Source organism: Acinetobacter stercoris (assembly GCF_900323515.1).
GTDB lineage: Bacteria > Pseudomonadota > Gammaproteobacteria > Pseudomonadales > Moraxellaceae > Acinetobacter > Acinetobacter stercoris.
This window is the reverse complement of sequence record NZ_OOGT01000037.1, coordinates 1-26411: the sequence shown is the minus strand read 5'-3', so window position 1 is coordinate 26411 and position 26411 is coordinate 1. Positions and strand designations below refer to the sequence as shown.

Annotated in this window: 24 protein-coding genes; 14 read left to right on the top strand and 10 right to left on the bottom strand. The window is 36.0% G+C overall.

What is annotated here, in order from left to right; genetic code table 11:
• Positions 1 to 122: 122 nt before the first annotated feature.
• The 3 genes from KPC_RS20740 to cydB all read left to right on the top strand — a co-directional run bounded on the left by KPC_RS20740 (position 123) and on the right by cydB (position 3242).
• Entirely contained in the window at positions 123 to 533 is a 411-nt protein-coding gene (locus KPC_RS20740; RefSeq protein ID WP_081401779.1) for a DUF2946 domain-containing protein, read from the top strand.
• Positions 534 to 793: 260 nt separating this feature from the next.
• On the top strand, positions 794 to 2245 hold the full coding sequence (locus tag KPC_RS06090) for a cytochrome ubiquinol oxidase subunit I (RefSeq protein ID WP_004859492.1): 1452 nt from the start codon (positions 794 to 796) through the stop codon (positions 2243 to 2245).
• Entirely contained in the window at positions 2238 to 3242 is a 1005-nt protein-coding gene (cydB, locus tag KPC_RS06085; protein ID WP_004859495.1) for a cytochrome d ubiquinol oxidase subunit II, read from the top strand. Before KPC_RS06090 ends, cydB begins: the two co-directional genes overlap by 8 nt.
• A gap of 221 nt (positions 3243 to 3463) precedes the next feature.
• Here cydB and KPC_RS06080 read toward each other — a convergent pair whose 3' ends face one another.
• The 9 genes from KPC_RS06080 to KPC_RS06040 all read right to left on the bottom strand — a co-directional run bounded on the left by KPC_RS06080 (position 3464) and on the right by KPC_RS06040 (position 10576).
• On the bottom strand, positions 3464 to 4081 hold the full coding sequence (locus tag KPC_RS06080; RefSeq protein WP_004859499.1) for a thiol:disulfide interchange protein DsbA/DsbL: 618 nt from the start codon (positions 4079 to 4081) through the stop codon (positions 3464 to 3466).
• Between the two features lie 75 nt (positions 4082 to 4156).
• The gene (locus KPC_RS06075) at positions 4157 to 5350 is read right to left on the bottom strand and encodes an MFS transporter (RefSeq protein ID WP_004859501.1); all 1194 of its coding nucleotides are present in this window, start codon (positions 5348 to 5350) and stop codon (positions 4157 to 4159) included.
• 111 nt (positions 5351 to 5461) lie between these two features.
• A complete protein-coding gene (locus tag KPC_RS06070) occupies positions 5462 to 6562 on the bottom strand; it encodes a flavin monoamine oxidase family protein (RefSeq protein WP_004859504.1) in 1101 nt (366 codons plus the stop codon).
• Between the two features lie 31 nt (positions 6563 to 6593).
• Complete coding sequence (locus KPC_RS06065; protein ID WP_004859508.1) at positions 6594 to 7622, bottom strand: alcohol dehydrogenase; 1029 nt, start codon at positions 7620 to 7622, stop codon at positions 6594 to 6596.
• A gap of 82 nt (positions 7623 to 7704) precedes the next feature.
• Complete coding sequence (locus tag KPC_RS06060) at positions 7705 to 8730, bottom strand: flavin monoamine oxidase family protein (protein ID WP_228212177.1); 1026 nt, start codon at positions 8728 to 8730, stop codon at positions 7705 to 7707.
• Between the two features lies 1 nt (position 8731).
• Positions 8732 to 9409, bottom strand: a complete 678-nt coding sequence (locus KPC_RS06055; RefSeq protein ID WP_004859515.1) for a cupin domain-containing protein — start codon at positions 9407 to 9409, stop codon at positions 8732 to 8734.
• 9 nt (positions 9410 to 9418) lie between these two features.
• Entirely contained in the window at positions 9419 to 9919 is a 501-nt protein-coding gene (locus tag KPC_RS06050) for a DUF2938 domain-containing protein (RefSeq protein ID WP_004859518.1), read from the bottom strand.
• A 68-nt stretch (positions 9920 to 9987) separates the two neighbouring features.
• Positions 9988 to 10122: a DUF2798 domain-containing protein gene (locus KPC_RS20890; protein WP_213065875.1), complete on the bottom strand. Its 135-nt coding sequence runs from the start codon at positions 10120 to 10122 to the stop codon at positions 9988 to 9990.
• Positions 10123 to 10294: 172 nt separating this feature from the next.
• Entirely contained in the window at positions 10295 to 10576 is a 282-nt protein-coding gene (locus KPC_RS06040) for a hypothetical protein (protein ID WP_121973516.1), read from the bottom strand.
• A gap of 133 nt (positions 10577 to 10709) precedes the next feature.
• On the opposite strand from KPC_RS06040, the gene KPC_RS06035 reads away from it, so the two are divergent.
• From KPC_RS06035 to KPC_RS06005, 7 genes are all read left to right on the top strand, one after another.
• On the top strand, positions 10710 to 11627 hold the full coding sequence (locus KPC_RS06035) for a LysR substrate-binding domain-containing protein (RefSeq protein ID WP_035373038.1): 918 nt from the start codon (positions 10710 to 10712) through the stop codon (positions 11625 to 11627).
• Positions 11628 to 11781: 154 nt separating this feature from the next.
• Entirely contained in the window at positions 11782 to 12714 is a 933-nt protein-coding gene (locus tag KPC_RS06030; RefSeq protein WP_004859529.1) for an IS5 family transposase, read from the top strand.
• Positions 12715 to 12901: 187 nt separating this feature from the next.
• Positions 12902 to 14476 (top strand): HNH endonuclease, encoded by a 1575-nt coding sequence (locus KPC_RS06025; protein ID WP_004859532.1) that lies wholly within the window; start codon positions 12902 to 12904, stop codon positions 14474 to 14476.
• 31 nt (positions 14477 to 14507) lie between these two features.
• A complete protein-coding gene (locus KPC_RS06020) occupies positions 14508 to 15062 on the top strand; it encodes a 3'-5' exonuclease (RefSeq protein ID WP_121973515.1) in 555 nt (184 codons plus the stop codon).
• Positions 15063 to 15098: 36 nt separating this feature from the next.
• Positions 15099 to 16355 carry a nucleotidyltransferase domain-containing protein gene (locus tag KPC_RS06015; RefSeq protein ID WP_121973514.1) on the top strand — a complete coding sequence of 419 codons (1257 nt, stop codon included), beginning with the start codon at positions 15099 to 15101 and terminating at the stop codon, positions 16353 to 16355.
• The gene (locus KPC_RS06010) at positions 16348 to 18135 is read left to right on the top strand and encodes a ThiF family adenylyltransferase (protein WP_121973513.1); all 1788 of its coding nucleotides are present in this window, start codon (positions 16348 to 16350) and stop codon (positions 18133 to 18135) included. The genes KPC_RS06015 and KPC_RS06010 overlap by 8 nt, the downstream gene beginning before the upstream one ends.
• Complete coding sequence (locus KPC_RS06005; protein ID WP_004859540.1) at positions 18125 to 18625, top strand: Mov34/MPN/PAD-1 family protein; 501 nt, start codon at positions 18125 to 18127, stop codon at positions 18623 to 18625. The genes KPC_RS06010 and KPC_RS06005 overlap by 11 nt, the downstream gene beginning before the upstream one ends.
• 143 nt (positions 18626 to 18768) lie before the next feature.
• Here the strand turns inward: KPC_RS06005 and KPC_RS06000 are convergent, their stop codons facing one another.
• The gene (locus tag KPC_RS06000; RefSeq protein ID WP_020846594.1) at positions 18769 to 20046 is read right to left on the bottom strand and encodes a tyrosine-type recombinase/integrase; all 1278 of its coding nucleotides are present in this window, start codon (positions 20044 to 20046) and stop codon (positions 18769 to 18771) included.
• A gap of 745 nt (positions 20047 to 20791) precedes the next feature.
• Here KPC_RS06000 and KPC_RS05995 point away from each other — a divergent pair.
• The 4 genes from KPC_RS05995 to KPC_RS05980 form a co-directional block, all read left to right on the top strand.
• Positions 20792 to 21280 (top strand): hypothetical protein, encoded by a 489-nt coding sequence (locus KPC_RS05995; protein ID WP_121973512.1) that lies wholly within the window; start codon positions 20792 to 20794, stop codon positions 21278 to 21280.
• 56 nt (positions 21281 to 21336) lie between these two features.
• A complete protein-coding gene (locus KPC_RS05990; protein WP_121973511.1) occupies positions 21337 to 24072 on the top strand; it encodes a type VI secretion system Vgr family protein in 2736 nt (911 codons plus the stop codon).
• A gap of 23 nt (positions 24073 to 24095) precedes the next feature.
• On the top strand, positions 24096 to 25154 hold the full coding sequence (locus KPC_RS05985; RefSeq protein WP_121973510.1) for a T6SS immunity protein Tli4 family protein: 1059 nt from the start codon (positions 24096 to 24098) through the stop codon (positions 25152 to 25154).
• 1 nt (position 25155) lies between these two features.
• The coding region (locus tag KPC_RS05980) for an esterase/lipase family protein (protein ID WP_121973509.1) at positions 25156 to 26411 on the top strand (1256 nt) is incomplete at its 3' end.

The window sequence follows — 26411 nt, the reverse complement described above, 5'->3', positions numbered from 1 at the left end:
GGAATATATTATATATTTGTATAATGAAAGTCTGAGTAAATAACTAAGGATTTATCTGTAAATTTCTTAATGTTTTTTTATTTAGCATCTCCCCCCTTGTGCAATTCTAGTCGAGAGAAAAATTGCTGAAGAGAAGTGGACTATTTATTGCGTTTGCAGTAATACTCTTGCAGATTGCAGTATATTTGCAACCTCTTTTGCCGGAAAAATTTCATATTGCTCCGGTATGTATGTCCATTACTCATAATCTTCTTTCACAAGCTAATCATAAGCATGTGCATTCAGTTTATCTTGAACTGCTACAAGATTTTGTACCTCAACATTCTCACGATCACAATGAACACCATCATCAATGTCAGTATTGCACTGTATATGGGGATTTAGTACTCCCATTTGACTTGAGAGTTGATCATGTTTTAGATCGTATTCAGGTGAAACTAAAGTTTTATCAGTCATTCTTCAAGCATGTCTATTTTAGCTTACAGAAGCTGTATTTGCAGCCACAAGGCAGAGCACCTCCTTTGACTCTTTAGAACACGATTGGTCATGACAAATAGTTAATCTGTTTGTACTAAACAATATTTTAAAGAGTTTTAATCATGAAAATTCAGTTTTCACTGTTTATTAACAGTGTAATGTATTCGTTCGTATTTAAAAATGTAGATAGAGTATCTAAGGTCTACAATTTATCTTTGTGCAAGGCGGAAAATATCTGGCTCGGCAGTTTCGTTAATCCAGTTAATGTAGCATTTCTACCGTATTCCCAATGTTCAATTTATCACTGGGAGGTGGTATGAGTTTAGGTTTGACAGCGTTAGAACTGGCGCGTATTCAGTTTGCATTTACTGTATCTTTTCATATCATTTTCCCCGCTATTTCAATCGGACTAGCTAGTTTTTTAGCTGTACTCGAATGGCGTTGGCTACGTACACAAAATCCTGTCTATAAAGATTTATTTAAATTTTGGATCAAAATTTTTGCAGTGGCCTTTGGGATGGGGGTTGTCTCTGGCGTGGTGATGAGCTACCAATTTGGAACCAATTGGAGTGAATTCTCTAGAATTGCAGGAAGTATCACAGGGCCATTATTAGCATATGAGGTTTTATCAGCATTTTTCTTAGAAGCTGGTTTTCTTGGAATTATGTTATTTGGTTGGGGGCGGGTTGGACCACGAGCACATTTTTTTGCCACTCTAATGGTTGCAATAGGAACCTGTATTTCAATGTTCTGGATTCTGTCTTCAAATAGTTGGATGCAGACGCCTACTGGTTTTACGATTGAGAATGGAATCATTATTCCACAAGATTGGTTAGCGATTGTTTTTAACCCCTCATTTGTTTATCGATTGTTTCATATGGCTGCTGCAGCTTTTCTCGTAACGTCACTTCTGGTTGCAGCAGTAGCAGCATTTCACCTATTAAAAGGCCGACGAGATGATTTGGTGAAAAAATCTTTTTCCATGGCATTGTGGATGCTTTTATTCCTTGCGCCTGCTCAAATTTTAATTGGTGATATGCATGGTTTGAATACCTTACATCATCAGCCAGCAAAATTAGCTGCAATTGAAGGGCATTGGGAAACAAACACAGATGAGGGCATGCCTTTATATTTGTTTGGAATGCCAGATATGGAGGAAGAGCGAACAAAATATGCAATTGGAATTCCAAATCTTGGCAGTTTAATCATGACGCATAGTCTAGATGGACAAGTTAAAGGTCTAAAAGAGTTTGCACCTGAAGATCGACCGAATTCACTCGTGATTTTTTGGAGTTTCAGAATCATGGTAGGTTTAGGCGTATTGATGGTTTTACTTGCACTTGCAACGCTTATATTGCGTAAAGGCGGAAAACTTTATGAGCATAAGTTACTACAACGATTTGCTCTTTTAATGGGGCCAACTGGATTTATAGCTTTATTAGCAGGTTGGTTTACCACAGAAGTTGGCAGACAGCCTTGGGTGGTTTATGGGGTTTTGCGAACCAAAGATGCATTATCGCCTGTTTCTGCTGAACAGGTTGGCCTATCCCTTGTTCTCTTTGTATTTGTTTATTTTATCGTTTTTGGTATCGGAATCTATTACATGTTGAAGCTCATGCATAAAGGTCCTGAGTTTATCTATTCTAATCAAGATCATACCGATATTGCAGTTCTGCAAGCTTCAAAAAGACCATTAAGTAGTATTGATGATGCAATAGAGCAAATAGAAATAGAGAATAAACAACGAGGAGATAAACACAATGATTGATTTATCTTTAATTTGGATTGTGATAATTGCCATTGGTGTTTTTGTTTATGTGGTTTTAGATGGGTTTGATTTAGGCATTGGAATTTTATTTCCTTTCATAACCTCGAAAGAGGAACGTGATGTCATGATGAACACCGTTGCACCTGTATGGGATGGCAATGAGACATGGATGGTTTTAGGAGGAGCTGCACTCTATGCTGCATTCCCAGTAGTGTATTCTGTAGTTTTATCGGCTTTATATATGCCAATTATTTTAATGCTGATCGCTTTAATTTTTCGTGGCGTCGCATTCGAATTTCGCTTTAAAGCAAATAAGACCAAAAAATTATGGGATAAAGCCTTCATTTATGGGTCAATATTAGCAAGTTTTTTTCAAGGTGTGATTTTAGGTGCATATATACAAGGTATTAAGGTAGAAAATCATATTTATGCTGGAGGAGGTTTAGACTGGTTAACACCTTTTTCAATTTTTACAGGTATAGGCGTTGTGGTTCTATATGCGGCACTAGGGTGTGGTTGGTTAATCTTTAAAACGGAATTAGATTTACAGGCTAAAATGTATGATCTCATGCCAAAATTAATTTCCGTTCTTTTTTTAATTTTTGGTGCGGTTAGTATTTATACACCATTAACTCAACCAGAGATAGCAACTCGATGGTTTAGCCAACCTCAACTGCTTTATTTTAGCCCTGTTCCAGTTTTGGTTGTTGTGCTAACGGGACTAATATTACGTGCTTGCAAAAAACGTTATGAGCTTGCACCATTTATTTACAGTCTCGCATTGGTATTTTTAGCTTATACAGGATTCATTATCAGCTTATGGCCAAATGTCATTCCTCCATCAATAAGTATCTGGGATGCAGCTGCTCCTGAAAGTAGTCAATTATTTGCTTTAATTGGAGCGCTAATTCTCATCCCGATTATTCTTGTTTATACAGGTCTATCATATTGGGTATTTAGAGACAAAGTACGTGTTGGCGATGAGGGGTATCATTAATAATGAAAGAGATATATACGAAAAAAGACAGTAGACTTTCTCAATTGAAATGGTTTTTTCTATTGTATTTACTCGGTTTTTTAATTTTATTTGTCATTGCTGGAGTTTTTAGAGCTTTATTACATCTGGCTTATTAAATCTTTAATATTAATCACTCGAAGTGGTTTATAAAAAGTAAACCACTTCGTCTAATGTTTAAACCAATTTATTTATACAGCATATTATTGACTATCTTTCTCAATAAGATAGTCAATAATTTCAGCCGTATTTACTTTAGTACCTTGAACTAAGTACTTACCATTTATAACAATGCTAGGTACACCCGTTAATTGATATAGCTTTGCCAACTGGTTTGACTGTTCAATTTTTTTAGAGATGGTTGGGGAATTAAATAATTGATTAAATTGATTCAAGTTTGCTCCGTATTGACCATAAAATTTAGCTAGAGATTTCTGATCAAATAATGGCTTATGCTGAAGTTGAATTTCATTGAAAAGGGCTATATGAGTTTTTTGCCGTATTCCTAAAGATTCCGAGGTATAATAACCACGTGCACTTTGTTCCCAAGTTGGATTCATTGCGGCTGGTGTACGAATAAAATAGACATTTTTGGGTAAACCCTTTTTTAACCATGGTTGTAATTGTTTTTCTAAAGCAAAACAATGAGAGCAGCCATAAGAAAAGAACTCTCGAACTTCTATTTTTGATGGATAATCAGTTTTCCCTTGATGAGCTAAAACAATATAGTCTTGACCTTCTACGATTTTCTCTGTTGCCATTGCGGTTTGGTTGAAACAGAAGATTAAAATAAGAGTATGGAAGAAATTGAGTTTTTTCATTTATATAACCTGTTATGAAAGAGGATTTTTAACTTACATAGTAGTAATCTGAAAATTTTGTTCACTAATCTTAGGCTAGGTGAGAATTTCTTTCTTTTTAGTTTTATAATTCAACCAGAATAATGAGAATGTTGATAAGCATAGCCATGGGAAGAGGGCGATATTCATGGTTTTCCAGCCAATTATATCCAGCAATGCGCCTGCACTAAAGGAACAGATTAATCCAACGATGAAAACGGTCATGTCATTAATAGCCTGAGCCTTTGCCTTTTCTTCTTGGGTGTAAGTGCCAGTAAGTAATGAAGTACTACCGATAAATAGAAAATTCCAACCCACGCCCAATAGAATTAGGGAAATGGCAAATGAATGGAATTGCAAACCTGATAAAGCAAAAGCGATATAACAGGCAAATAATAGTATCCCTGAAAACATGATTTTTAATACTCCAAACCGAGCAATCAAGTTACCTGTAAAAAATGAGGGTAAAAACATGCCCAAAACATGTAGTTGAATAACAGTTGTAATAGTCCCTAATTCATGGTGAGCATGACGCATAGCAATTGGAGTTGCTGTCATACCTAAAATCATGATGCCGTAACCTGTAACGGAACCAAACAAAGCAACTAAATAAGTAGGCTGTATTACAATTTCATACCATGGTCTGCCTGCACCAAAGTTAGATTTTACTTCAACGCTATCGGGGATTTTTAGACTTGATATGATACCCATAGCAAGCAATGAAATAATTGTAATAATTAAAAAGGATCCAACATATTCAAGATGATTAAATACGGGACCTCCTATGCGAGCTAGTGTAGGTCCAATCAATGCTGCTACAACTCCGCCTGCCATAACAAAAGAAATTGCTTTAGAACGAAATGCTTCATCAGCGACTTCGCTAGCTGCGAAACGATAAAATTGAGCAAACGACTGATAAGCTCCTACACAAAATGTTCCGAATGCTAATAAATATAAGGAGTTATAAAAAATACCAATAGAAGCAATGATACCCCCTAATACCCCTAAGAGTGCACCGCAAAGAAAACCATTTCGACGACCTACATGCGACATCCACATTGATGCAGGAAACATCATTGTAGCTGTTCCTAAAAACATAGCTGCGATTGGGAGTGTCGCCAGTGTAGGCGAATCAGCAATATTTGCCCCAGCCAATCCGCCAATAGTCATTATCATCACGGATACGGTTTGGAAAAGTGACTGTGAACTTGCCAATATTAGGACTTGACGGTGCATTGAATTCTTAAGCATTTAGGCTTATCCAACATGAATCATAAAAAGTAAATTAATAAGAAGTTCTTTCATCAAAGGATTTCGATGTGTGCTAAATCATTTGTTGATTAAAATTTTTAATGTCTTTAGTTAAAGACGTTCTATGGCTATTTGAATCCCTAATGTTGCTGATTCAATTGCGCCTGCTAGGTATCCTTGATGATTTGGTGAAAACTCACTGGAAATAGCTACAATTGAGTTTTGCCAATCACCATAAGGTGGAGTTGAGTCAGGTATACCATTTGAGATTAAACTAGCGACTTCATCAGCAGAGGTTGCTGTCAAAGGATCTAGTGTCCAGTCATGAATAAATTCTTTGATTGGAAAATTAGCTTCTTTCCCAAATAATCGGACCAGTTGCTTGCGACACAATAAAGATAATTGTTCATTGCTTAACTGATTGCGAGCACTTACGGGGGCACCTATAAAGCCGAATAATGCTGCAAAACCATCAGTACTTGAAGCATCATGAATTTCAAATAATGGTGTAACAGTGCCATGAACTGCACCTGATAAATTTTGATCTCGCCAAAATGCTTTTGGGTAGACGGCAAAATATTTAGCATGTGCCGCCATCCATGTATTGGTTTGTTGCCATTGTTGTGTAAATTGTTCAGGTAAAGAAGGGTGAAAACTGATTGTATTTAATGATATTCTTGGCGGAACTGCGAGCAAGATTTGCGAAGATTTAAGAATCAAAGATTGATCCATCTGATTGATCAACTCAACGTCTATTTCATCATTGCTTCTAGACAAAGATTTGACTTGATGACCAAGTAAAATCTTTTCTGGCGGGATATAAGAAGCGATTTTTTCAATCAGTTGATACATACCTCCCTGAAGCCTCCTTGCAGGTGATGTTTGAACCCCTTGCAAACGTAAAGCTTCACGAGATGAAGTTCTGTCGATTAAGAGATCGCCTTCCTCATACTGATAAAAACTTTCTAGTCCAAATTTATTAATTAAATGAGTTAGTTCTGGTTGTTGTTTTTCCCAAAACCAAGTAGCACCCATATCAAAGGCTTCATTCTTAGATTTTGCTTCATCTATGACAATGGAATGTACACGTCCACCTAAACGATCTCGAGCCTCTACAACAAGATAATCTTTAATTCCTTGTAGTTCGAGTAAATATGCAGCGTAAAGTCCGCTGAGACCAGCACCAATAATAACGATTTTAGATTGAGTCATTAAAGAATCCTAATTTCAAACTGTTTGGAAATTAATGGGCGAAATGTGACGTTGTAAGTACTGCTCTAAATTCGACTTTACCAGTACGAACTTTTGTATAAGCTTCATGTGCTTGTTCAAGTGGATATGTTTCAATCATTGCGCGCACATCTGTAAGAAGGCTAAAGTTTAAAGTTTTCTCAACTTCATAAGGTGTGCCTGTAATACTTCCTTGAACCGTTCGTTCTCCACCTACAAGTAAAGGAGAAGAAATTACTAGAGGCTCCTTACCAACACCAACTACAATCAATTTTCCTTGAGGTATTAATCCTGCAAAAAGTGCAGATGAAATTTCTCCATTAGTAATGGTACTCAAGATTACTTGAGCTTTTCCTAACTCCTTAAGACGATCCACAGCATTTTCTAATTGGGTATCAATATAAATATGTGCCCCTAAATCATGCGTCAGTTCAGCAATATCTTGTCCACGACCTATAGCAACTACTCTAAATCCCATTCTTCTTGCATACTGAATTGCAAGATGTCCTAAGCCACCTATGCCGAATATCGCAACCGTATCTCCTGCTTGGGCACCAGATTTCTTAAGTGCATTAAACGTTGCGATACCTGCGCAAAGTAAAGGTGCGGCTTCTACTGAACTCAGTTCATCTGGAATAGAGACTAAACCTGTTTGTTTAGCCATCATCATTTCGGCATAGCCACCATCATGGGTGCTGCCCATGATGGGTTGGTTATTACATAAGTTAAATAGACCCTGACGACATTCATCGCACAGGTTACAGTGCCCACCTAGACGTCCAACTCCAACACGTTGTCCAATTTTCCAATAGTTGGAATCTGGGTTGCCAATTGCAACAATACGTCCAACCACTTCATGGCCAGGAATACGAGGGAAGCTATCAGGATTTGGGTTCTCAATGGTCATAGCATCAGCCCCACAGATTCCACAAGCCTCGACGGCGATTAAAACCTCATCTTTGTTTGGAGTGGGTACGGTACGCACAACAAGCTCTAATTTTCCTAAAGCACTGGCTTGTATTGCTTGATATGAATTTTTCATACTTAGATCTCACGTAGTTTTTGATGATCATTAGAGTTTAAAATTTGTTTAATCCCCATTTCTGCGGCATCTACAGCACCTGCTAGGTATCCCGAATATTTTTTGACCATTCACTTGAGATACCGATGATGCGATTCTGCCAAATAGATTGGTTAGGAGTATTTTCAGGTGCAATACCATGAAATAGGGTTGGAGTTTTCCAATCTGACTCTATGGCAATACATTCATCTTCAGTCCAATCTTTGAGATATTCTGATTGAGGAATCGCTGCTAAAGATCCAAATAGGCGGACCAATTGTGCCCGACAATGAGCCATTAACGTTGTTGGTTCAATTTCTTTACGTATGGTGTAAGGAATACTGAAGAATCCGAAAAGGGCAGCATGTTGATGGGATGTTGAGGCATCATGAATTTCACCTAATGGACCTGCATAGCTTCGAGCTTGGCCTGAAAGACCTTGTTGCTTCCAGAATGCCTCAGGATAAATTGCTACATATTTGGCATGAGGAGCCATCCATGTAGGTGTATTCATCCAATGTGTTAGCGTCGTGGCTGGTAAAGGAGGATTAAATGCAAATTCATTAGCAGATAGTCGTGGCGGAGCTGCTAATAGAATTTGATCACAACAAAATTGTGTTGTTGATCCATGAGAATGCTGAATTTTCAACCCCAAAGATTGATCTTCTAAATAAGTTATTTCAGTGACTTGATGCCCAAGTAAAATACGATCAACTGAAATACCTTTGGTTAAAGCTAGAATTAAACTTTGCATACCTCCTTCAAGCCGAATTGAAGATGTTTCCCATGAGGCACCAGAAATACGTACAGCAGGCTGATCACGTTGTTTTTCAAATATAAGTTCGCCAGAAGTATGTTGATAGAAATAGGGGAGGGATAATTGATGTATCAATTTCATCAATTCAGGATTGAGGTCGGGCCAAATCCATGTTGCACCAAGATCAATTTGTTCCTTTGAGTAGACTCGACCTCCAAGATGATCTTTTGCTTCAAGCAGTAGATAATCTTTAAATCCAGCTTGTTCTAGTAGATAAGCAGCATATAAACCACTTAGACCGCCGCCAATGATTAGAATTGAGGTTTTAAGCATTTTAATCATTCCAATTTTTCTGAGCATGAAGCAGATGTTGAGTTTTTACGTATAAAGTGGTATCGGTTTTATTAACTGTAAGCACAGCATGTTGTTTTGGCGGGAAACGAATCCATGAACCAGTTGGATAGATTTGATCCTCTTTTTGAAGTTGACCTGATACTATAAATATTTCAATACCTTGGTCAGATCTGTTAATAAATAATTGGTCAGGATTAAGTTTTTCTAAATAGGTATATTCGAAATCTGATTCATATAACGGGCATATTTTTTTATTGCCTGTAACAATCCAGTTTGTAGAATCATTCGTGTTGATTCTTACTTCTTTAGATTCATATATAGACATTTGCATTAGTTTAACGAAAATTAAAGAACCTTCTTTACTTGAAACTTGATGATTGGAATTATGAGGATTTCTTAAGTACCAACCACTTGGGAAATGATCTATACCATTTTCTGTAAATACACCAGATAGAACGAGTATCTCTTCACCAAGTGGATGTTGATGTTTAGGAAAATTGGAGTTTTGAGAGAATTTGACTAAACTTGTTGCACGAGCTTGTTCTTTACCAATACGATCAAACATCACTCGTTCTACTTCGCCATGAGGAGAGCGTACCCAGTGGTAATCTTCAGGTTTGACAATAGCAATTTCTGAAAAATCAGCACGAATTAGCATAATATGTTTTCAACTTATCAATAAATTTAAAATTACTGCACTGCCATAAATACCCAGTCCAAAAACGGTATGTCCTGCAATGCTAATTAATCTTGTTTTAATTGGACTTGGTGTGTTAGCCCCTGCAACACCAGCACCCATACAAGGCATCATAATGAAAAAAGGAGCAATTAATAAAAACCAAGATATAACTAGAGGTGGGAAAACAGTAGGTTGCGAAAGCCATGCTTTCCCTTCAAATGCGATAAGTACTAAGATATAGCTAATACCAATGAGATAGTGTGCCAACCAACCTAGTCCAAGCTCATAATCAAGTGATGGAGCTTTGTTAAGCTGTTTTTGAACTAATTCTCCTTTTGGTATATGACCTAGCCATCGACCTACCATAGCCCAATTAGTAATGGGTATTCGGAAAAATTTATTTAAAAATAACGCCCATAGATCTAGGATAATTGTTGCACCAACACCAATAAGTATGATTTTTAAGAATAGTTGTATATTTACTAACATATTAAATACCTGAGCAATTTTCTAATAGATTCAAGATGCTTTGATAAAAAGCATTGCAAATCGCTTTGCTAGAGGGAGTACAAAAAAGCTGTGGGGAAGGCAATGACCCAAGAGCAAAGCCAAGATTTAATCCAATGGCTCAGCTCCCAATGGATAAGTCTAAGGCTTTGCAATGTGCTCACAAAAGAAATAACACCACTCATGATGAATGTTAGGAACTAAGGAACAAGAAAAATTAATGCTCTCGATGACAATTTCCAATCATTCAAGATATTGTTCATAGATAGTAATTTCTCAAAGTTATTTAATCTGCGTTTGTCTAATATTTATAGACTTTTGACATCTTGAGAAGTCAAAAGTCTAAAGATGAAAAATCTAAACAGACTGGTATATACGAATATCTGGATCTGCTGCAAACAAGGGTTTTAATTCACATACAACATCGTTATTAAATAGTTCACTTTGGAGATAACTTTCCGCATTACTCAAGGTTTCAAAACCATGTAGAACTTGAACATCTTTTTCACGGATTAACAGTTCTTTTGATACGGCACCATCAACAGTATTGAGAAAAGGAAGTTTATACTTTTGATAAATCTCTGCTGCTGCAGGACGATTATCTAAAGGGATAGTCATTGTGATTTGTAGATATACCATGAGTTTTTCTCCATCAGATGAATAGAAAAAGTAAAGATATAGCTTTTTACTTTTAAGCATATTTTATTGAGTAGTTGACTTTAAAAACAAATGAGATAATCTTGTGATTATTGAAAGAAAAACTATCTATAAAATGGAAACACCTATTTACTTGAATGCTTTAAAAGCATTTGAAGCAAGTGCACGTAATAAAAGTTTTTCTGCGGCGGCTAGAGAGTTGAATGTCACACCAGCAGCGGTAGGGCAATTGGTTAGAGGCTTAGAAGATCACTTAGGAATAATATTATTTCATCGACAATCAGGTGGAAAAAAACGACTGGTTCCAACAGCATTAGCTGAGTCTGTATTACCAGAAATTCGTGCTGGATTTGATAAGCTAAGCGTTGGGCTAGAAAAATTAAAAAGAGGTAATACAACAAATATTTTGACGGTAACTGTTAGTCCCGCCTTTGCTGCAAAATGGTTATTACCTAAAATAGATAAATTTCAATCACTTTTTCCTGAAATTGCTGTACGTTTAGATACTAACTTGAGACCTATCGATTTTATTGAAAATGGTATAGATATCGGAGTGCGATATGGTGAAGGTCATTGGGAAGGTTTAGAGGCAATTAAACTAATGGAGGAAGATATTTTTCCTGTATGTTCACCGACTTTTTTAGCAAATAAGTCTGATTTATCAATCAACACTATTTTACAGGCAACATTGATTCATGACCTAACTATGGAAGCTCATAAATCGTTTCCGACTTGGACGAAATGGTTGGAGTATGTTGGGCTGGAAAACTCAGGGATTAAAAGTGGATTACAAATCAATAATTCAGCATCTGTTTTACAAGCTGCTTTAGACGGTCAAGGCATAGCTTTAGCTAGGAGTGTAATGGCTAAAGAGGATATTAAGGCGGGACGGTTAATTCATCTATTTGAGCATGTAGAGTACAAGTCCCCATTGGCTTATTATATTGTATATCGTCCGGAGTGTTTAAATATGTCGAAAATTTTAGAGTTTAAAAAGTGGTTAATAATTGAAGCTAAAAGCTTAATAGATTAATTTTACATTAGAAAGGTAATTTAAAAAAAAATCAGACTCATTCATGATTAAATGTAATCTATAAAAAAGTGCCAAGATATTGATTTTTTTACATTTATGAGGCTTTGTTGCACAAACCTACCGTTAAAGGCTTATTCAACATTATAATTCTCAAATGAATAAGCCCACACCTAAAATCTATCGTACAACCAATTGGTCTTTTTATAACAAAGCATTAATAAATCGAGGAAATATCTCTATTTGGTTTGATCCCAAAACTCAATGGTATGCTCAACCAAAAGGTAAACATGGTCGAAATCAAACCTATTCTGATGCAGCTATCCAATGCTGTCTGATGATTAAATCCTTATTCCGTCTGTCTTTACGTATGGTCACTGGCTTTGTGCAAAGCCTGATTAAGCTTTGTGGTTTAGATTGGACAGCACCAGATTATTCCACTATTTGTAGAAGACAAAAGCATATTGATATTGCAATTAACTATCAAAAAAGCAGTAATTGTCCCCACCTACTCGTCGATTCTACTGGCTTAAAGTTTTTAGGTGAAGGAGAATGGAAACGTAAGAAACATCAGCCTGAATATCGTCGCCAATGGCGTAAACTACATATTGGTATCGATGCTGAAACCCTGCAAATACGTGCTATTCAGCTCACAACCAACAATGTGAGTGATTCACAGGTGCTTGGTGACTTACTTGATCAGATTCCACAAGAAGAACAGATTGACTCCGTCTATACTGATGGGGCTTATGACACCAAGCAATGTCGTGAGGTAATCGCAGACCGACAAGCGCATGCGGTGATTCCGCCAAGAAAAAATGCGAAACCTTGGAAAGATACAAAGATCAGCTCGCTAGAGCGAAATGAATTACTTCGAACAGTTAAACGTTTAGGCAGGGCACTATGGAAGAAATGGTCAGGTTATCATCGACGAAGTTTGGTCGAAACCAAAATGCATTGCATTAAATTATTAGGCGATAAGTTGTCAGCTAGGCATTTTTCAAGTCAAGTAAATGAAATACATGCCCGTATAGCCGTACTGAATAAATTTACGGAATTAGGTCGACCTCATACCCGAGTTGTAACTTAAATTTGGTAGTACTGGGTAAAATAGGTCTTTGAAATGTTTGTGCAACCAAGCCATCACATTCTAATAGTCAAATTTTTATCTAATTTAAAGCGACTGAGTCTGTCGCAGTGTCCATAGTTTGATCTTTCTAAAATGGTTTTAAAGAGATAGCATCATTAAATGGATATCTTTTAGGAATAAGAGCAAAATGTTGAGTTCATTTGATGATGTTGGGTTTTCACAATTATTAAGGGCAGAGACTACAAACCAGAATTACAAAGTTCTCCTTTTTGCTAATAAATTCTATGCAAAGCTATATTTATCTGATGATGGGGCTTCCGACTGGAGAGGGTTGGGAGAGGGAGAAATTGGTGATCAAACCCGAGAGGAATTAAAAAAGTTTACTCGAAACCATAGACTATTTTTTATAGCTACTGAAGAAAAAGACCTTTCAGAGATCCAACCTAATTTTAGTCAAGCACAATTAATATCCAAAATTTCTTTATTGGATAATTGGTTAAAAGAATCCAAAGATTTAACTACGGGGCGGAAAGGTGAGGTTTCAGAAGCTACTAAATTTAAAGTTGCATGTTCTGCTGCTTGGAGATGTCAGTTTGAGGGTTGTGGTGAAGATCTTAGACAACATTTAACACCAAGTATGAGTGGTAATTATAGTTATTTTGCACATATTGTTGCTTCTTCAAAAGAAGGACCTCGTGGAAATGAGCAGTCCGAAGCTTTGGCTGATGATCCTAGTAATATCATGTTGTTATGTGATAAGTGCCATCGCTTAATTGATCGAATAGCACCAAATGAATATGATGCAGATAGATTAAGAAATATGCTTCAAAAAAATATTCAAGAAGTAAATCGCTTATTAGAATGCTTAAAAATGCCAAACGCTGAAATGATAGTGATTGGAGGTGCGATTGAAGGTCAGGCTTTCCGTTTTGATCCAAAAGCAGCAGAAGAAGCCATGTGGTTGAGAAACATTAAAAGCTCTAACCCAGCAGAATATTTTGTCAACAATGCTTTATATTTTAGTGCATCCAATAACAATAATTATTGGGCTAATGCTTTTCATCTTTTGAAAAGTACTGATTTATCAAGGTTAAAAAGTTTTTTACGAGAGACTGGACGTGATGGACAATTGAGATCTTTAGCAATATTTGCTTTACATGGATCATCAATTCTAGTGCTGAGTGGAAGATTGATAGGCGATTCTAGTCCTGTCCATCTTTTTCAATTTCATCGCCAACAAATAGAAGGTAAAGGTCGACAATGGGCTTGGCCTTCTGATGTGGATGAACCATTATCAGGTAAATTTAAGATTAATATTCTTAAAGAGCCTGTTTCTACAGATTCTGAAATGGTACTACAAATTAATTTAACAGCCAAAATTCCACCTGAAGATTTACCAGTACATTTTTTTAAGAACAATGATTTCAAATTCCCAACAGTGGAACTAACAACAGATAACTGTAATTTTAGTGTCATTAGCCATCCAAAAGATTTAGAGCTTTTAGGAAATGCCATCGATAGTATCTATCGTAAAATACAAGATGAATGGCGCATCAGAAAAGTTCACCTATTTATTATTGCACCTACTACAGCATGTATACGTATTGGGCAAAAAATGCAAGCACGACATCATTCTGATTTCACTATTTATGAACGAAAACCAAGTATTGGAGGTGTTCGTGGAGGTTTTGAGGCTACGATTCAAATTAGTTCAACCAAAGTTACTTTAGTATCAAATAGTGAGCAACTCGAAATAGATTAAAAAAATACTATATTTTAATGGAGTAGGAACCATGGTTGAAAAGAAGGAAATCTTTATTTCTGTGGATATTGAAACATCAGGACCAATTCCTGGTGAATATGATTTACTGTCTATTGGTGCATGTTTTATTGATAGTCCCAATGAAACTTTCTATTGTGAATTAAAGCCTGTATCAAATAATGCAGATCCAGAAGCTCTATCTGTTACAGGTTTCAATCTAGAAAAACTAGCTGAAGATGGGCTAAATCCTATTTTAGCGATGAAAGAATTTGGTATTTGGATTAATGACCATATAAATGAGAATGAAATACCAATATTTGTTGGATTCAATGCAAGTTTTGATTGGTCGTTTATAAACTACTATTTTCATAAATATCTTGGAAAGAACCCTTTTGGGTTTAGTGCACTTGATATTAAGTCTTTGTATATGGGGCGTTTTTGTTGTAAATGGACTGATACTAAGTCTAGTATGATTTCTAAGAAACTTAGTCCATTGTTAAAAGGGAATCATAATGCATTGCAGGATGCATTATTCCAAGCAGAATTATTTCGTTTAGTCCAAAAAACGTTACATATTGGTTCTTAGTATTTTATTNATACGATATATTTTTCAGGAGTAAATATGACTTTATTAGCGCAAGCCCCATCACAAATTGATAGTTGGGAGCTATTATTATTTAAGACAGCACATCGGATTTCATTATCAGAAAGCCAATATGAGGTAATTAATAGTCGCTATAGTCAACTTCAAAAGATACTTGATGTAGCCGATGAAGAAATATTGCAAGATGCCCATATCTTTGTTCAGGGTTCAATCGGCCTCAAGACAACAATTAAACCAGCATCTGAAGCAGAAGGTGATATGGCAACAATAGATGCAGATGCTATTGTATTACTACCCTATGCGAGGAATGCTACTTCTGAAGAAGTGTTAGCAACTTTACAGAAACGTTTTATGATAGGAAGTCGTGTTAGTACGCCAATTCAACAATTACGAAGGGGTATTCGTATAATTTATGCGGATGAGAATCCGGGCTTTCATATTGATGTCACACCAGCGCGATGTGCTAAATATAATAACGAGTTTAGAGGATATGGTTATCTGGAAGTACCTGATAGACATATTGGTTGGAAATGTAGTAGTCCGCGTGAATATTCAAAATGGTTAGAAGATATATCACAAAGAGAGATTAAAATAATTAAAAGTTTAAATGAACGCTCTATTATCATGGATAGTGCTAGTCAGGAACCAATACCGTTATATGGTGATTATATAAATCATAATCCGTTGAGAGCTACGATTAAGTTATTGAAACGACATCGTGATGAATGGGCTATATCTACAGAAAATGAAGATGTTAGACCAATTTCTGCAATTATTACAACCTTAGCAGCACAAGCATATGAAAAGGTTGTTGAAGAATCGCTATTTCAAGCACTACGACCAATTGAAGCTATGATAAAGATTGTTGATTATATGCCACGATTTGTTTCTAATAATGATGAGGGATATGCTGTCTTGAACCCAAAAGATGCAGGGGAAAATTTTGCTGAAAAATGGAATCGTCCTAATGGAGAAGGGATAAATTATATTCGAGCATTTCATAATTGGCATATACATGCATTAGAAAGTATGAAACTTGGTTTAAATGATTTAAAGAGCAGTAATGCTGTTGAAGATGCAATCATGGAGCGCTTTGGTCTTAATAGAGCCTTTACTAAAGAGTTGATTAATGAGACTCCAAGAAATTGGACTTTACCAGGTCGCAGTGCGAATACAACGCTTAATTCTTTGAGCTTAGCCACTTTTGCTGGTATTTCAACAAGTGCTGCTGTAGCTTCTCAAGAAATAATTAAACCGGTAGATCGTCTTGGCTGATATTAATAATTTTATTACACCAGAAATCTCAAAAGGAATTGAGTTTCTGTACCAATATTTAGGTGAGGATGGAAAGAGTTTATTAAGAGAAGTGCCATCTAAGAATGGTGAAATAATCTGTTTTGAGTTTCCATTACCCGAAGATTACTTAGGTATAGAGCGTACTTTATGTCTAGGATTTGATAAAGGTTTTCCAAATACGGGACTGAAATTACAAATTCAACCATCAGCATGGCTTGAATGGCCTCACGTAATGCAAAAATCATTATGTTTATATGGGTTTGGAAACCAACCTGCTGGGAATTCTCCTGAATTTGTTATACGTGATACTTTTAGAAGATTATCCAAGTTGATAAATCTAGTGCTTCCTGATTCAGACCAAGACATAAGAAAAAATGAGTTTTTCAGAGAGATTACACCATATTGGAGAATGCAATTAGCAAGGAATAGACAACAATTAATTTTATTACAACAACCCACAAATACATGTGAGTTATTTGTACTTACTGATCAACGACAAAACTTCAAGAATAATAAGATTATTTGGGTAGCAGAAGATGTCTTGACTCTAGAAAATCATTTATTTAGGCTTTTTAATAGAATACCAAAAATTTCTGAACCAGCAAATGCAGGTTTTTTTATTCGTCTAAAAACATGTCCTGATGTGAAAGTTCCATCTCAAGATAATATTATTTCTTGGTTATCTGAACATATTTCAAAAGAAGATAAATTATTGTTGTCTGAGTGGAAGTTAAAAAGTTCACGCTATCCAATTAGATGGTTATTATTAGAGGTGCCTAATACTAATCCACCGATTATTCAATCTATTATTCTTAGACATAAAGGAGTCAAAGATGGCAGTTACCAGATATATGGTAAACGCGCAGCACGTAGATGGGAGATTCCAAAAACTCTTTCACCCTTAACATCATTGGAATATTGTCCAGTTCACCTAATTTCAAGATCTACTATTCATTCACGAGATACTATATTAATTAATGAAGATTTAGGTAATAAAAAAGTTGCAATTATTGGGATCGGTTCATTAGGCAGTTCTGTTGCCGTGCAATTGGCTCGTGCAGGAGTTAGTAATCTTATGCTCATTGATCCAGATAAATTTGAAAGTGCAAATATAGGTAGACATGTTTTAGGTATGGATGATCTTGGACACTATAAGACTGATGCCTTAAAAGAGCGTATTCAAAAGGACATACCATTTTCAGATATTAAATCTATACCAGGGTTTATCCAATATGAATTAATAGATCAGATCTCTTTATTAGATGATGTAGATGCTGTGGTTATTACATCCGCAAATTGGTTATCGGAGGAATTACTTTGGTTTTTTCGTGGATTGTGCAGGAAAAAATGGATATTTATTCAGGGGTGGACAGAGCCTCATGCAATTATAGGTCATATTTTGGTTTCCCCATTAAACAGTGATATCGATGGACGCTATATGTTTGACCACAATGGAAATTTTAAATATAGCTTTACTAGTTGGTCTGATAAGGGCTTGATTCCTCTTCATGGATGTGGTGATGGCTTTATTCCAGGAGGATTGATTGGAATTAGTTCAATAGCAAATTTGATAGCACAAACTACAATTGATACGCTGACTGGGAAAATTAACAAAGAAACATGGATCAGTAGTATCGGTGATATTGAAAAAATAATAGATACCAATGGGATATATAATGGTCCAAATATTCCTTCTGGTTGTAAACAGATGGTGATTTCAAGAGATTGGCCATTAATGGAAGATTTTAATGAATCATGAATTAGCTTGGGTATGGAAATGGGACAAGCTAGAAGTAGAATTGAATGTATCATCCACTGTCGCAGACTTTTTTAATGAATATAGGCAAAAAAAAGGTGAGCATGAGCGAGGAGGGCAGTTATTTGTTGATGTGAATTCTGAGGATGGTTTATGGCTTTCTGAAGCGACTTCGCCCCATAAAGATGATTTTGCAGGACCAACTTGGCTTCACTTAGATCCTAAGAGATGTAAAAAAGAAATATTAACAGCAAACCAACAAGGTTTAATATTAGTTGGATATTGGCACACACATCCAGAATCTATTCCAAGTTTATCTCCACAGGATATTAGTAGCTTTCGTAAATTTTCTTTAAAAAATGTTGAATATTTATCATGTCCATTAGCTGTTATTGTAGGTAATGGGCAAAATGCTGATTCAATTCGTGCATGGTCTTTACAAAGCAATGATTTCATTTTAGGTTCAATAATAAAAAATAATTTTAATAAATGAGCTAATTATGGATATTCCAATAAACTCAACCCCACATCTACATGATGTGTGCTGAAATAGCAGAAGACTACTATTTGGATATTCAGATAGTTAACTATAAAAACTACTGCGATTTTTTTAGGTTTTAGGGTATAGAGAATTCTTTATTGTGTGAAGGGCAGGCAAAATACAGCCCAATCAGCCATTAAAGATTTACGTTTTTCAAGATAGGCTCCACGTAAATAGGCGGCTTCGACTTCATCTGGGAGTTTATGGGCAAGGACATGTTCACAAACTTCTCGAGGATAATCGGTCATATCAGCAGACCAGTCACGAAATGTCGATCTAAAACCATGCGTTGTAATCACTCGGTTTTGTTTGGGGTCAATATAGCCAATGCCATTTTCTTTAACTTTTTGTTCATGCATACGCTTAATCAAAGCAGTTAAGGACATGTCTGAAAGCATGTTGCCAGTGCGAGGTGCAGGGAAAATATAACTTTGAGGTTCAATATCAGTTTGAATTGATTTTAATAATTCAATTGCTGGTTCTGAAAGTGGAACACGATGCTCTTTTTCAGCTTTCATGCGCTCTTTAGGAATAGTCCAGACTTTATTTTCAAAATCAATTTCTTGCCAAATTGCCCCAAAGATTTCACCAGAACGACAAGCCGTTAAAATTGCAAATTCCAGTGCCTTTGGAGAAATACCATCTTTTTGACGAAGGTGCTGAATGAATGTAGAGACTTGATCATAAGGTAAAGAAGGGTGAGGGCGTGATTCCTGCTTTAAGTTACCTAATATAGGTTCAAGATTACCTTTCCATTCAGCAGGGTTGTCACCTTCAAAATACTCCATAGCCTTTGCATAATCAAAAATAGTCTCAATACGACCACGAATACGTTTAGCTGTTTCGTTCTTCTCAATCCAGATAGGTCTAAGAACTTCAGCAATATCAACTTTAGTAATTGTGCCAATATTAATATCACCAAGAGTAGGATAGATATAAGTTTCTAATGTGGTAGACCATTGAGCAATATGCTTCTGATTCTTTAATTCACGAGATTTATTGGCAATCACAATCTGAGCACATTCACGAAAAGAACGATTACGAAGTTTTTGAGTACGTAAAGCTTGAAGTTGATCTTGTTTTTGTTGGATAGGATCATTCCCATTTCGGATTTGGGCTTTCATTTCATGAGCTTTAGCCCTTGCTTCTGCTAGTGACACTTCTGGGTAAGAGCCCAATCCAATATCACGGCGATGAAGTTGCTGTTTGCCATTTTCATCAAAGCGCTGACCTACAACAACACGTAGAACCCAAGCACGAGAGTCATTCACGATACGCAGGTGCAAACCATTGACACCGCCTACAGCATGCCTGCCATTTCCTTTGATTTTTGCTACACTGAGCGCAGAGAGTTCTTTGGCTTTCTTCGGCATAGGCTTGTTCTTGTCCCACATAAAAACCCACATAGAATATTAGAAATGATTGGGTTTTGCAAGACGTGGTTGGATTGACATTTACATAAGTTATTGAAAAATATATTTATGCTGGATTGGGTTGGACGGCATAATACTGGTGTTATACGGACACCGCTTCCGCCAAATATTTAATAAGCCCTTGTAAAAACAAGGGCTTATTTTTTTGTTTGTGACTTACCTCTCAATCTACCCCACAGTGAGTTTTGGATTTAATCATATCGGATACAATGGAATTAGATTGAATTGGTGTGTGTTTTGAGGTAATGCAGAATAAACTATTTTACACATCATTTCGTTGTTACGTTGAACACATTAAGTTTAGGAAATTTCGTAATTACATTTATAGTATTTTTCTCAACCTCAAGATTAAGTTGATCATGGACATGATGAGATCGTATCAGAACGGATCTAACGAAGAGGAACTTAGGGCTTGAATGTATCGCTAGGCTAGCGTTTCATTTCATCTACGATGAGTGCATGGTTCCTAAGATTGTAAGTCTAATTTTACTTCTATATTGTTGCCTGTTTTCGATGATTGGTTTGAGAAATTTCTAATCGCCAAAGAAGGAATTCAAATAAAAATCAAAGAAGGATTAAATACTTCAATATGACTTGTTTTGTTCAGAATGGCTTTGTTACACAAAAAGTTTAAAAGATATATCTATCCTTATTAACTTTAGCTCTTTTATAAATTGAAAACATCTTGAATAGTTTTAATAGCCTTGCTACAAATGGGAAAATTAATTATTTCAATAAAAACATGGCGAGCAAATATAAAAAATTTCCTATGAAAACGATCAAAGACTGGGAAAGTGAAGATTGGGTAGTTTTTGGGGAACATCAGACTCAAGTCGGGCTTCCTTTATATAAAGGAAGAATCTATGGTGAAACTTATGGTCATTATGCTGTTATTTTAACAAAAGAATTAGTAGATTTTATTAAAAATAGCGACTTGAAACTCGCTGAGCTAACATTATCCTTATGTATTTCTAAAGATATACTTGCATGTTTTAAACGTAGGTTAAATATTCAAAGGAAAATGCATATTCCTGATTATGCTTGGATCGAGCAACATCAGGAGGAATTAATGAGCTTAAAGAAGAAACAATTACAGGAATTTTTTCAAATTACAGCAGGGCAGGTTGATTATAGGCGCAATTTATTAAAAAGAATGAAAAAGGATATAAAATAGACAATAATTGAATTGTTTAGTAATATTAAAAAGAATTTATAATTAAAAATTTAATCATGTTTAATAATATTTATTTGGCATTAGAACAACTTGGTCTGACTGCCCAAAAACGAGCAATTCACGTTTTATTCTCAAATGAGTCTTTAAATTCAAAAGTATTTTTACAATATATTGAAGGCGTACATACGCTGAATGATGGATTACATGCGACGTTAATCTGTCTATCTACCGATGTTTCAATTCCTTTGAAGCAGTTCATTGGTGCTCAGGTAGCTGTCGATACGGTAACAGATAAGGGCATTTTAATTCGCCAATCTGGAATTATCACTGGCGCAGATGTTGGACAATCAGATGGAAGTCTAACGCTCTATAAACTTGAAATGCAGGATGCAACAAGTTTATTTAAGCATCGACGCAATAGTCGTGTGTTTATGAATAAAAGTGTGAAAGATATTGTTCAGATATTGTTTGCCGAATGGAAAGAAAAGAGTCCTTTATTTGCATCAAGTATAACTTTGGATATGGGGGGACTCACCAAAGAATATGATATTCGTCCGTTTGTCATGCAACATAACCAGACAGACTGGGCGTTTTTGACCAATTTACTACGTTCTGAGTCTATCAATTGGTTGATTGATGAAGCCCAATTGATCGTTCCAAATAGCTCTGCTCAAATTCAGGCTCAGAAACTTCGTTTAATTGATGATAATGCACAATATCAGGCTTTAGAGCGAAGAAAGATAAAGTACCATCGCAGTAGTGCAACAGAAACCCAGGATAGTATAACCAGCTTTATTGGACAAAGATCACTACAACCTTCATCTGTTTATATCAACCGTTGGCAAGCAGATGCATTGGACATGGATGAAGGAGCAGGATCAGTACTTACAACACAAAAACATTCTAAAAATTATGATTCATCAAGTTTAGGATTGGAGGATGCGTGGCATTTTACTCCAGCATGGATGCAAGATTTAAAGGGGGAAGATGGAGCAACAGCATCAGGAAATAGACAAGTAGAAAAAATTAATCAAAATCTGTCTAATTATCATAATAGCCAAGCAAAGCAATTTGTCGCCAAATCAACAGTACGAGATACTCAGGTGGGATACTGGTTTGAGCTACACGATCACCCTGAGATAGATATGCATGCAGGTGCTGATAAAGAGTTTTTAATCACCTCTAAATCTTTCTATAACCAAAATAATTTACCCAAAGATCTGACTGATCAAGTAGATACTTTGTTAAGCCAAAGTCAGTGGAACTTAAAAAATATTGCTCACAGTGATGAAAGGCAAGGCAATCAACTGATTTTGCAACGTCGGAATATTTCTGTTGTTCCTGAATATAATCCATTAGAGCATAGAGCTAAAGCTTATCCACAAAGGGCAAAAGTTGTAGGTCCTGCTGGAGAAGAAATCCATGTGGATGAATGGGGACGGATCAAAGTCCGTTTCTTATTTACACGAAACCAAGATAACAGTCATGATGGTGGAGCAGGTTCTAATGATAATGATACGGATTCAGCATGGGTGGATGTGGTTACGCCGTGGGCAGGAGAGGGTTATGGTGCACGATTTCTACCACGTATAGGCGAAATCGTAGTAGTCGATTTTATGGATGGAAATATAGATCGACCATTTGTTATTGGTAGATTACATGAAGCGCAGCGTAGTCCGACCAAGTTCGATGTTAAAGGTCAATTACCTGATACCAAAAAATTGAGTGGTATCCGATCTAAAGAAGTAGACGGTGAAGGATTTAACCAACTTCGATTTGATGATACGACTGGGCAAATTAGTGCACAATTACAGAGTAGCCATGGTGCAACTCAGCTTAATTTAGGTAATTTAAGTCATCCTAAAGAGAGTGCGACAAGTGATGGTCGTGGTGAAGGGTTTGAGTTGCGTTCAGATCAGTGGGGAGCTATAAGAGCAGCTAAGGGTATTTTACTTAGCTCGGAATCATCTGATCAAGCACAGGGGGCGCAACTTACACGTACGAAGGCACTAGAAAATATAAAATACCATGTGGATAGTAATAAATACTTTAAAGAAATAGCAACAGCACACCAAGTAGATGAACCAGATTTAGAATCCCAAGAATCTCTCAAAGATAAATTTGAAAAGTGGAATGAAAGTAGTGATGCATTAGTGACTTTACATAGTGAATCAGGAATGATTTTAGATAGTAAAGAAAGCATGCATTTGGAGTCAAAAGAAAATATCGATGTTAGCACGCCTAGAAATTTACAATTTTTTACTGGTAAAAGTTGGATAGCCCAAGCATTAAATAAAATCACCATTTTTGCAAAGCATGCAGGGATTAAAATCAAGTCAGGTGAAGGTGATGTGGATGTTACTGCACAAAAAGGTAAGATGACGTTATCTTCAAAACAGCAAATGCATGTTTATGCTCTCAACGATTTTGTAAGAGTTGAAAGTGGAAAGGGAATTTTGCTTACTTCAGGTGGCGGCTATATCAAAATCCAAGGTGGAAATATTGAAATTGCTTGTCCAGGATTAATTGAACTCAAAGCAGGACAGATTAAAACCAATAGTGGTGCATCTCTTTCTAGTCAACTCCCTGCTATGCCTGAACTAAAAGCAAATTATGATGAACATTTTATTCTTCACTACCCTGATGGTTCACCAGCTAAAAACTTGAAATATAAAATTACAGCTGATGATGGACAAGTTTTTGAAGGTATTTCTGGTGAGGATGGGAAAACAAATATTTGTAATAAGGATGCAATGTCAGCCTTAAAAATTGAAGTATTTTCACCTGAATGATAAAGAATTATAGGATGTAATGTATGAAATTAATTAAGAGTATAGTTCTTTGTTTATTCACAACACTGTCTTTCAGTGCATGTTCAAATGTTGAAAAACAAAAAGAAGGTATAAACGTGATCGATTTTAAAAAACCCAAAAAAGTGTGTTTTGGTCGCATTGAAGTGACGGTTCCCCAAGAAACAGAAGTTGAATATAGCAACTTTAATTATAATGGTAGTGATCTTGAAGTTGATGAAAGTATAAAAACCTATGAAGCTTACAAAAAACTAATTAACGATAAGATTCAGTCTTTAAAAAGTGAACCACATGAAACCGAAGGTACATTACTCAAAAATGAGATGACCGGACCTGTGCAACAGCAAGGACGTTCCGTCAGTCATATTATTGTTTACAGAAGCACTAAATATACTGTTGAAGCGTATGAAATATATGGTTATCTCTATTTAAGACCGGGTAAAATGCTGATTTTAAAAAGTGGTGCAAGTAATGACCTTTTAGATGAGGCAATAACAGAAATACGGCATAATTTAAAGAGTATAAAAATACGATCAGGCAAAGGAGAGGAACAAGCTGGCTTATGCTGGAAAGAGTTTTTTATATTAGATGATATGAGTAAAAATATTCCATTTACAGGGGGATATTTGCATTTTAGCTTTCCAAGCTATCCTCGGGTTCGAATCGATATTTCACACCGCGTTCGCTTAGAGTCGGATGTAGCATTGATTGAGCTGATGAGAAAAAATAAAAATGAGTTACCAGCGATTGTAAAAGCCAGAATGAAAATTGAAAATTTAAGAGAACATAAAAAAATCATCAATGGTTTGGCGGGTGAAGAAGTACTAAATCACATGTCTCAACGTGGGCATTTTGAAAGAGGGTTTGAAGATGGAGCATGGCAATATTTAGGCGATCTGGATAACGATAATGATCCGTATATTAAGCTTGATTTTGAAAGTGCTGAGCTAGTTCATGATGATGAACCTTTAATATCTACGATAAGTCAGAAAAATGCACTGCAATTGTATGATTTTATATTAAATAGCCTTCAGATTTCACCAAATAATAAGAAGGGAAAATAAAATGGCTGAAATCGTATCACAAACAAATTCTGCAACAAGTCCAAGTTCGAATAAATTGGGAACACATGTTGAAGTCCCACTCAATGACACGATTCCAATTATATTTGTACCCGGAATTATGGGATCAAATATATACAATACAGCTTTAAAAAAACCAGTTTGGAGAATTGGTAATGGTATTACTGGTCAAGTAGGTACTTTAACGTCACAAATGAAAAAGACTCCTGCTGATTTGCAAAAGGAACTAGATTATTTAAATACCCAAGTAGATACCACTGGTGATATTAAAGTTGATCGCCGTTTAAAACTAACTGAAAAAGTATTAAGAGATCGATATTGGGGAACAGTCCATTGGGATAGTTATGGAGGGATTTTAACTTATTTACAAATGGTCCTGAATAATGTCGATTTAAATGAGAAACCTATATATGGTATGGGAGGCATGGGTGGTGGTTATGCCGCTATTCAGCAAATGAAATCGCAAGAATCGATCTACGAATGGAAAAGCCTTTTGAATAAAAAAGAAGTAGATAATTGGCATCCTCAAGAAGCATTTACAAGCATAACGCAACAAGACATTGAACACCTAAAGGCATTTCATTTCCCAGTTTATGCCATGGGCTACAATTGGCTTCAGTCCAGTGAAGATGGCGCAAAAATAGTTTCAGGAAAACTTGATGTTATAAAAAAAGCATTGGGTGGACGGTTTCATAAATTTATCATAGTCACTCATTCAATGGGTGGCTTATTAACACGTCGTCTTGTGCAACTTAGAGATGATGTAGCAGGAGTAGTGCATGGCGTGATGCCAGCAGAAGGGGCAGCTGCTGCATATCGACGAATTGTTACTGGCTCTGAGGATGTAGGTGCATTACCAGCATATGTGCTTGGGAAAAATACAGAGCATGTCACAGCTGTTTTGGCAAATGCGCCAGGTGGTTTAGAACTTTTACCAAGTAAGGCATATAATCAAGGAAAACCTTGGTTATTTTTAAATGGTTCTGGACTCATGAGCGGTAAGGGCTTACAAGTAAATGTTGTATCTTTACCTGAAAGTGATCCTTATAATGAAATCTACAAAGCTGATGGTGTTTGGTGGGAGATGGTTAAAGAGGAACTTATTGATCCTGCGAATATGGTAAAAAGAGATAATCCTAAAAAACGTGTAAAAGACGTCTATAAATTAAAAATTAATGAGGTAAAAATTTTTCACGATAAAATAACAAATAAATATCATCCTTTTACTTATGTGAATTA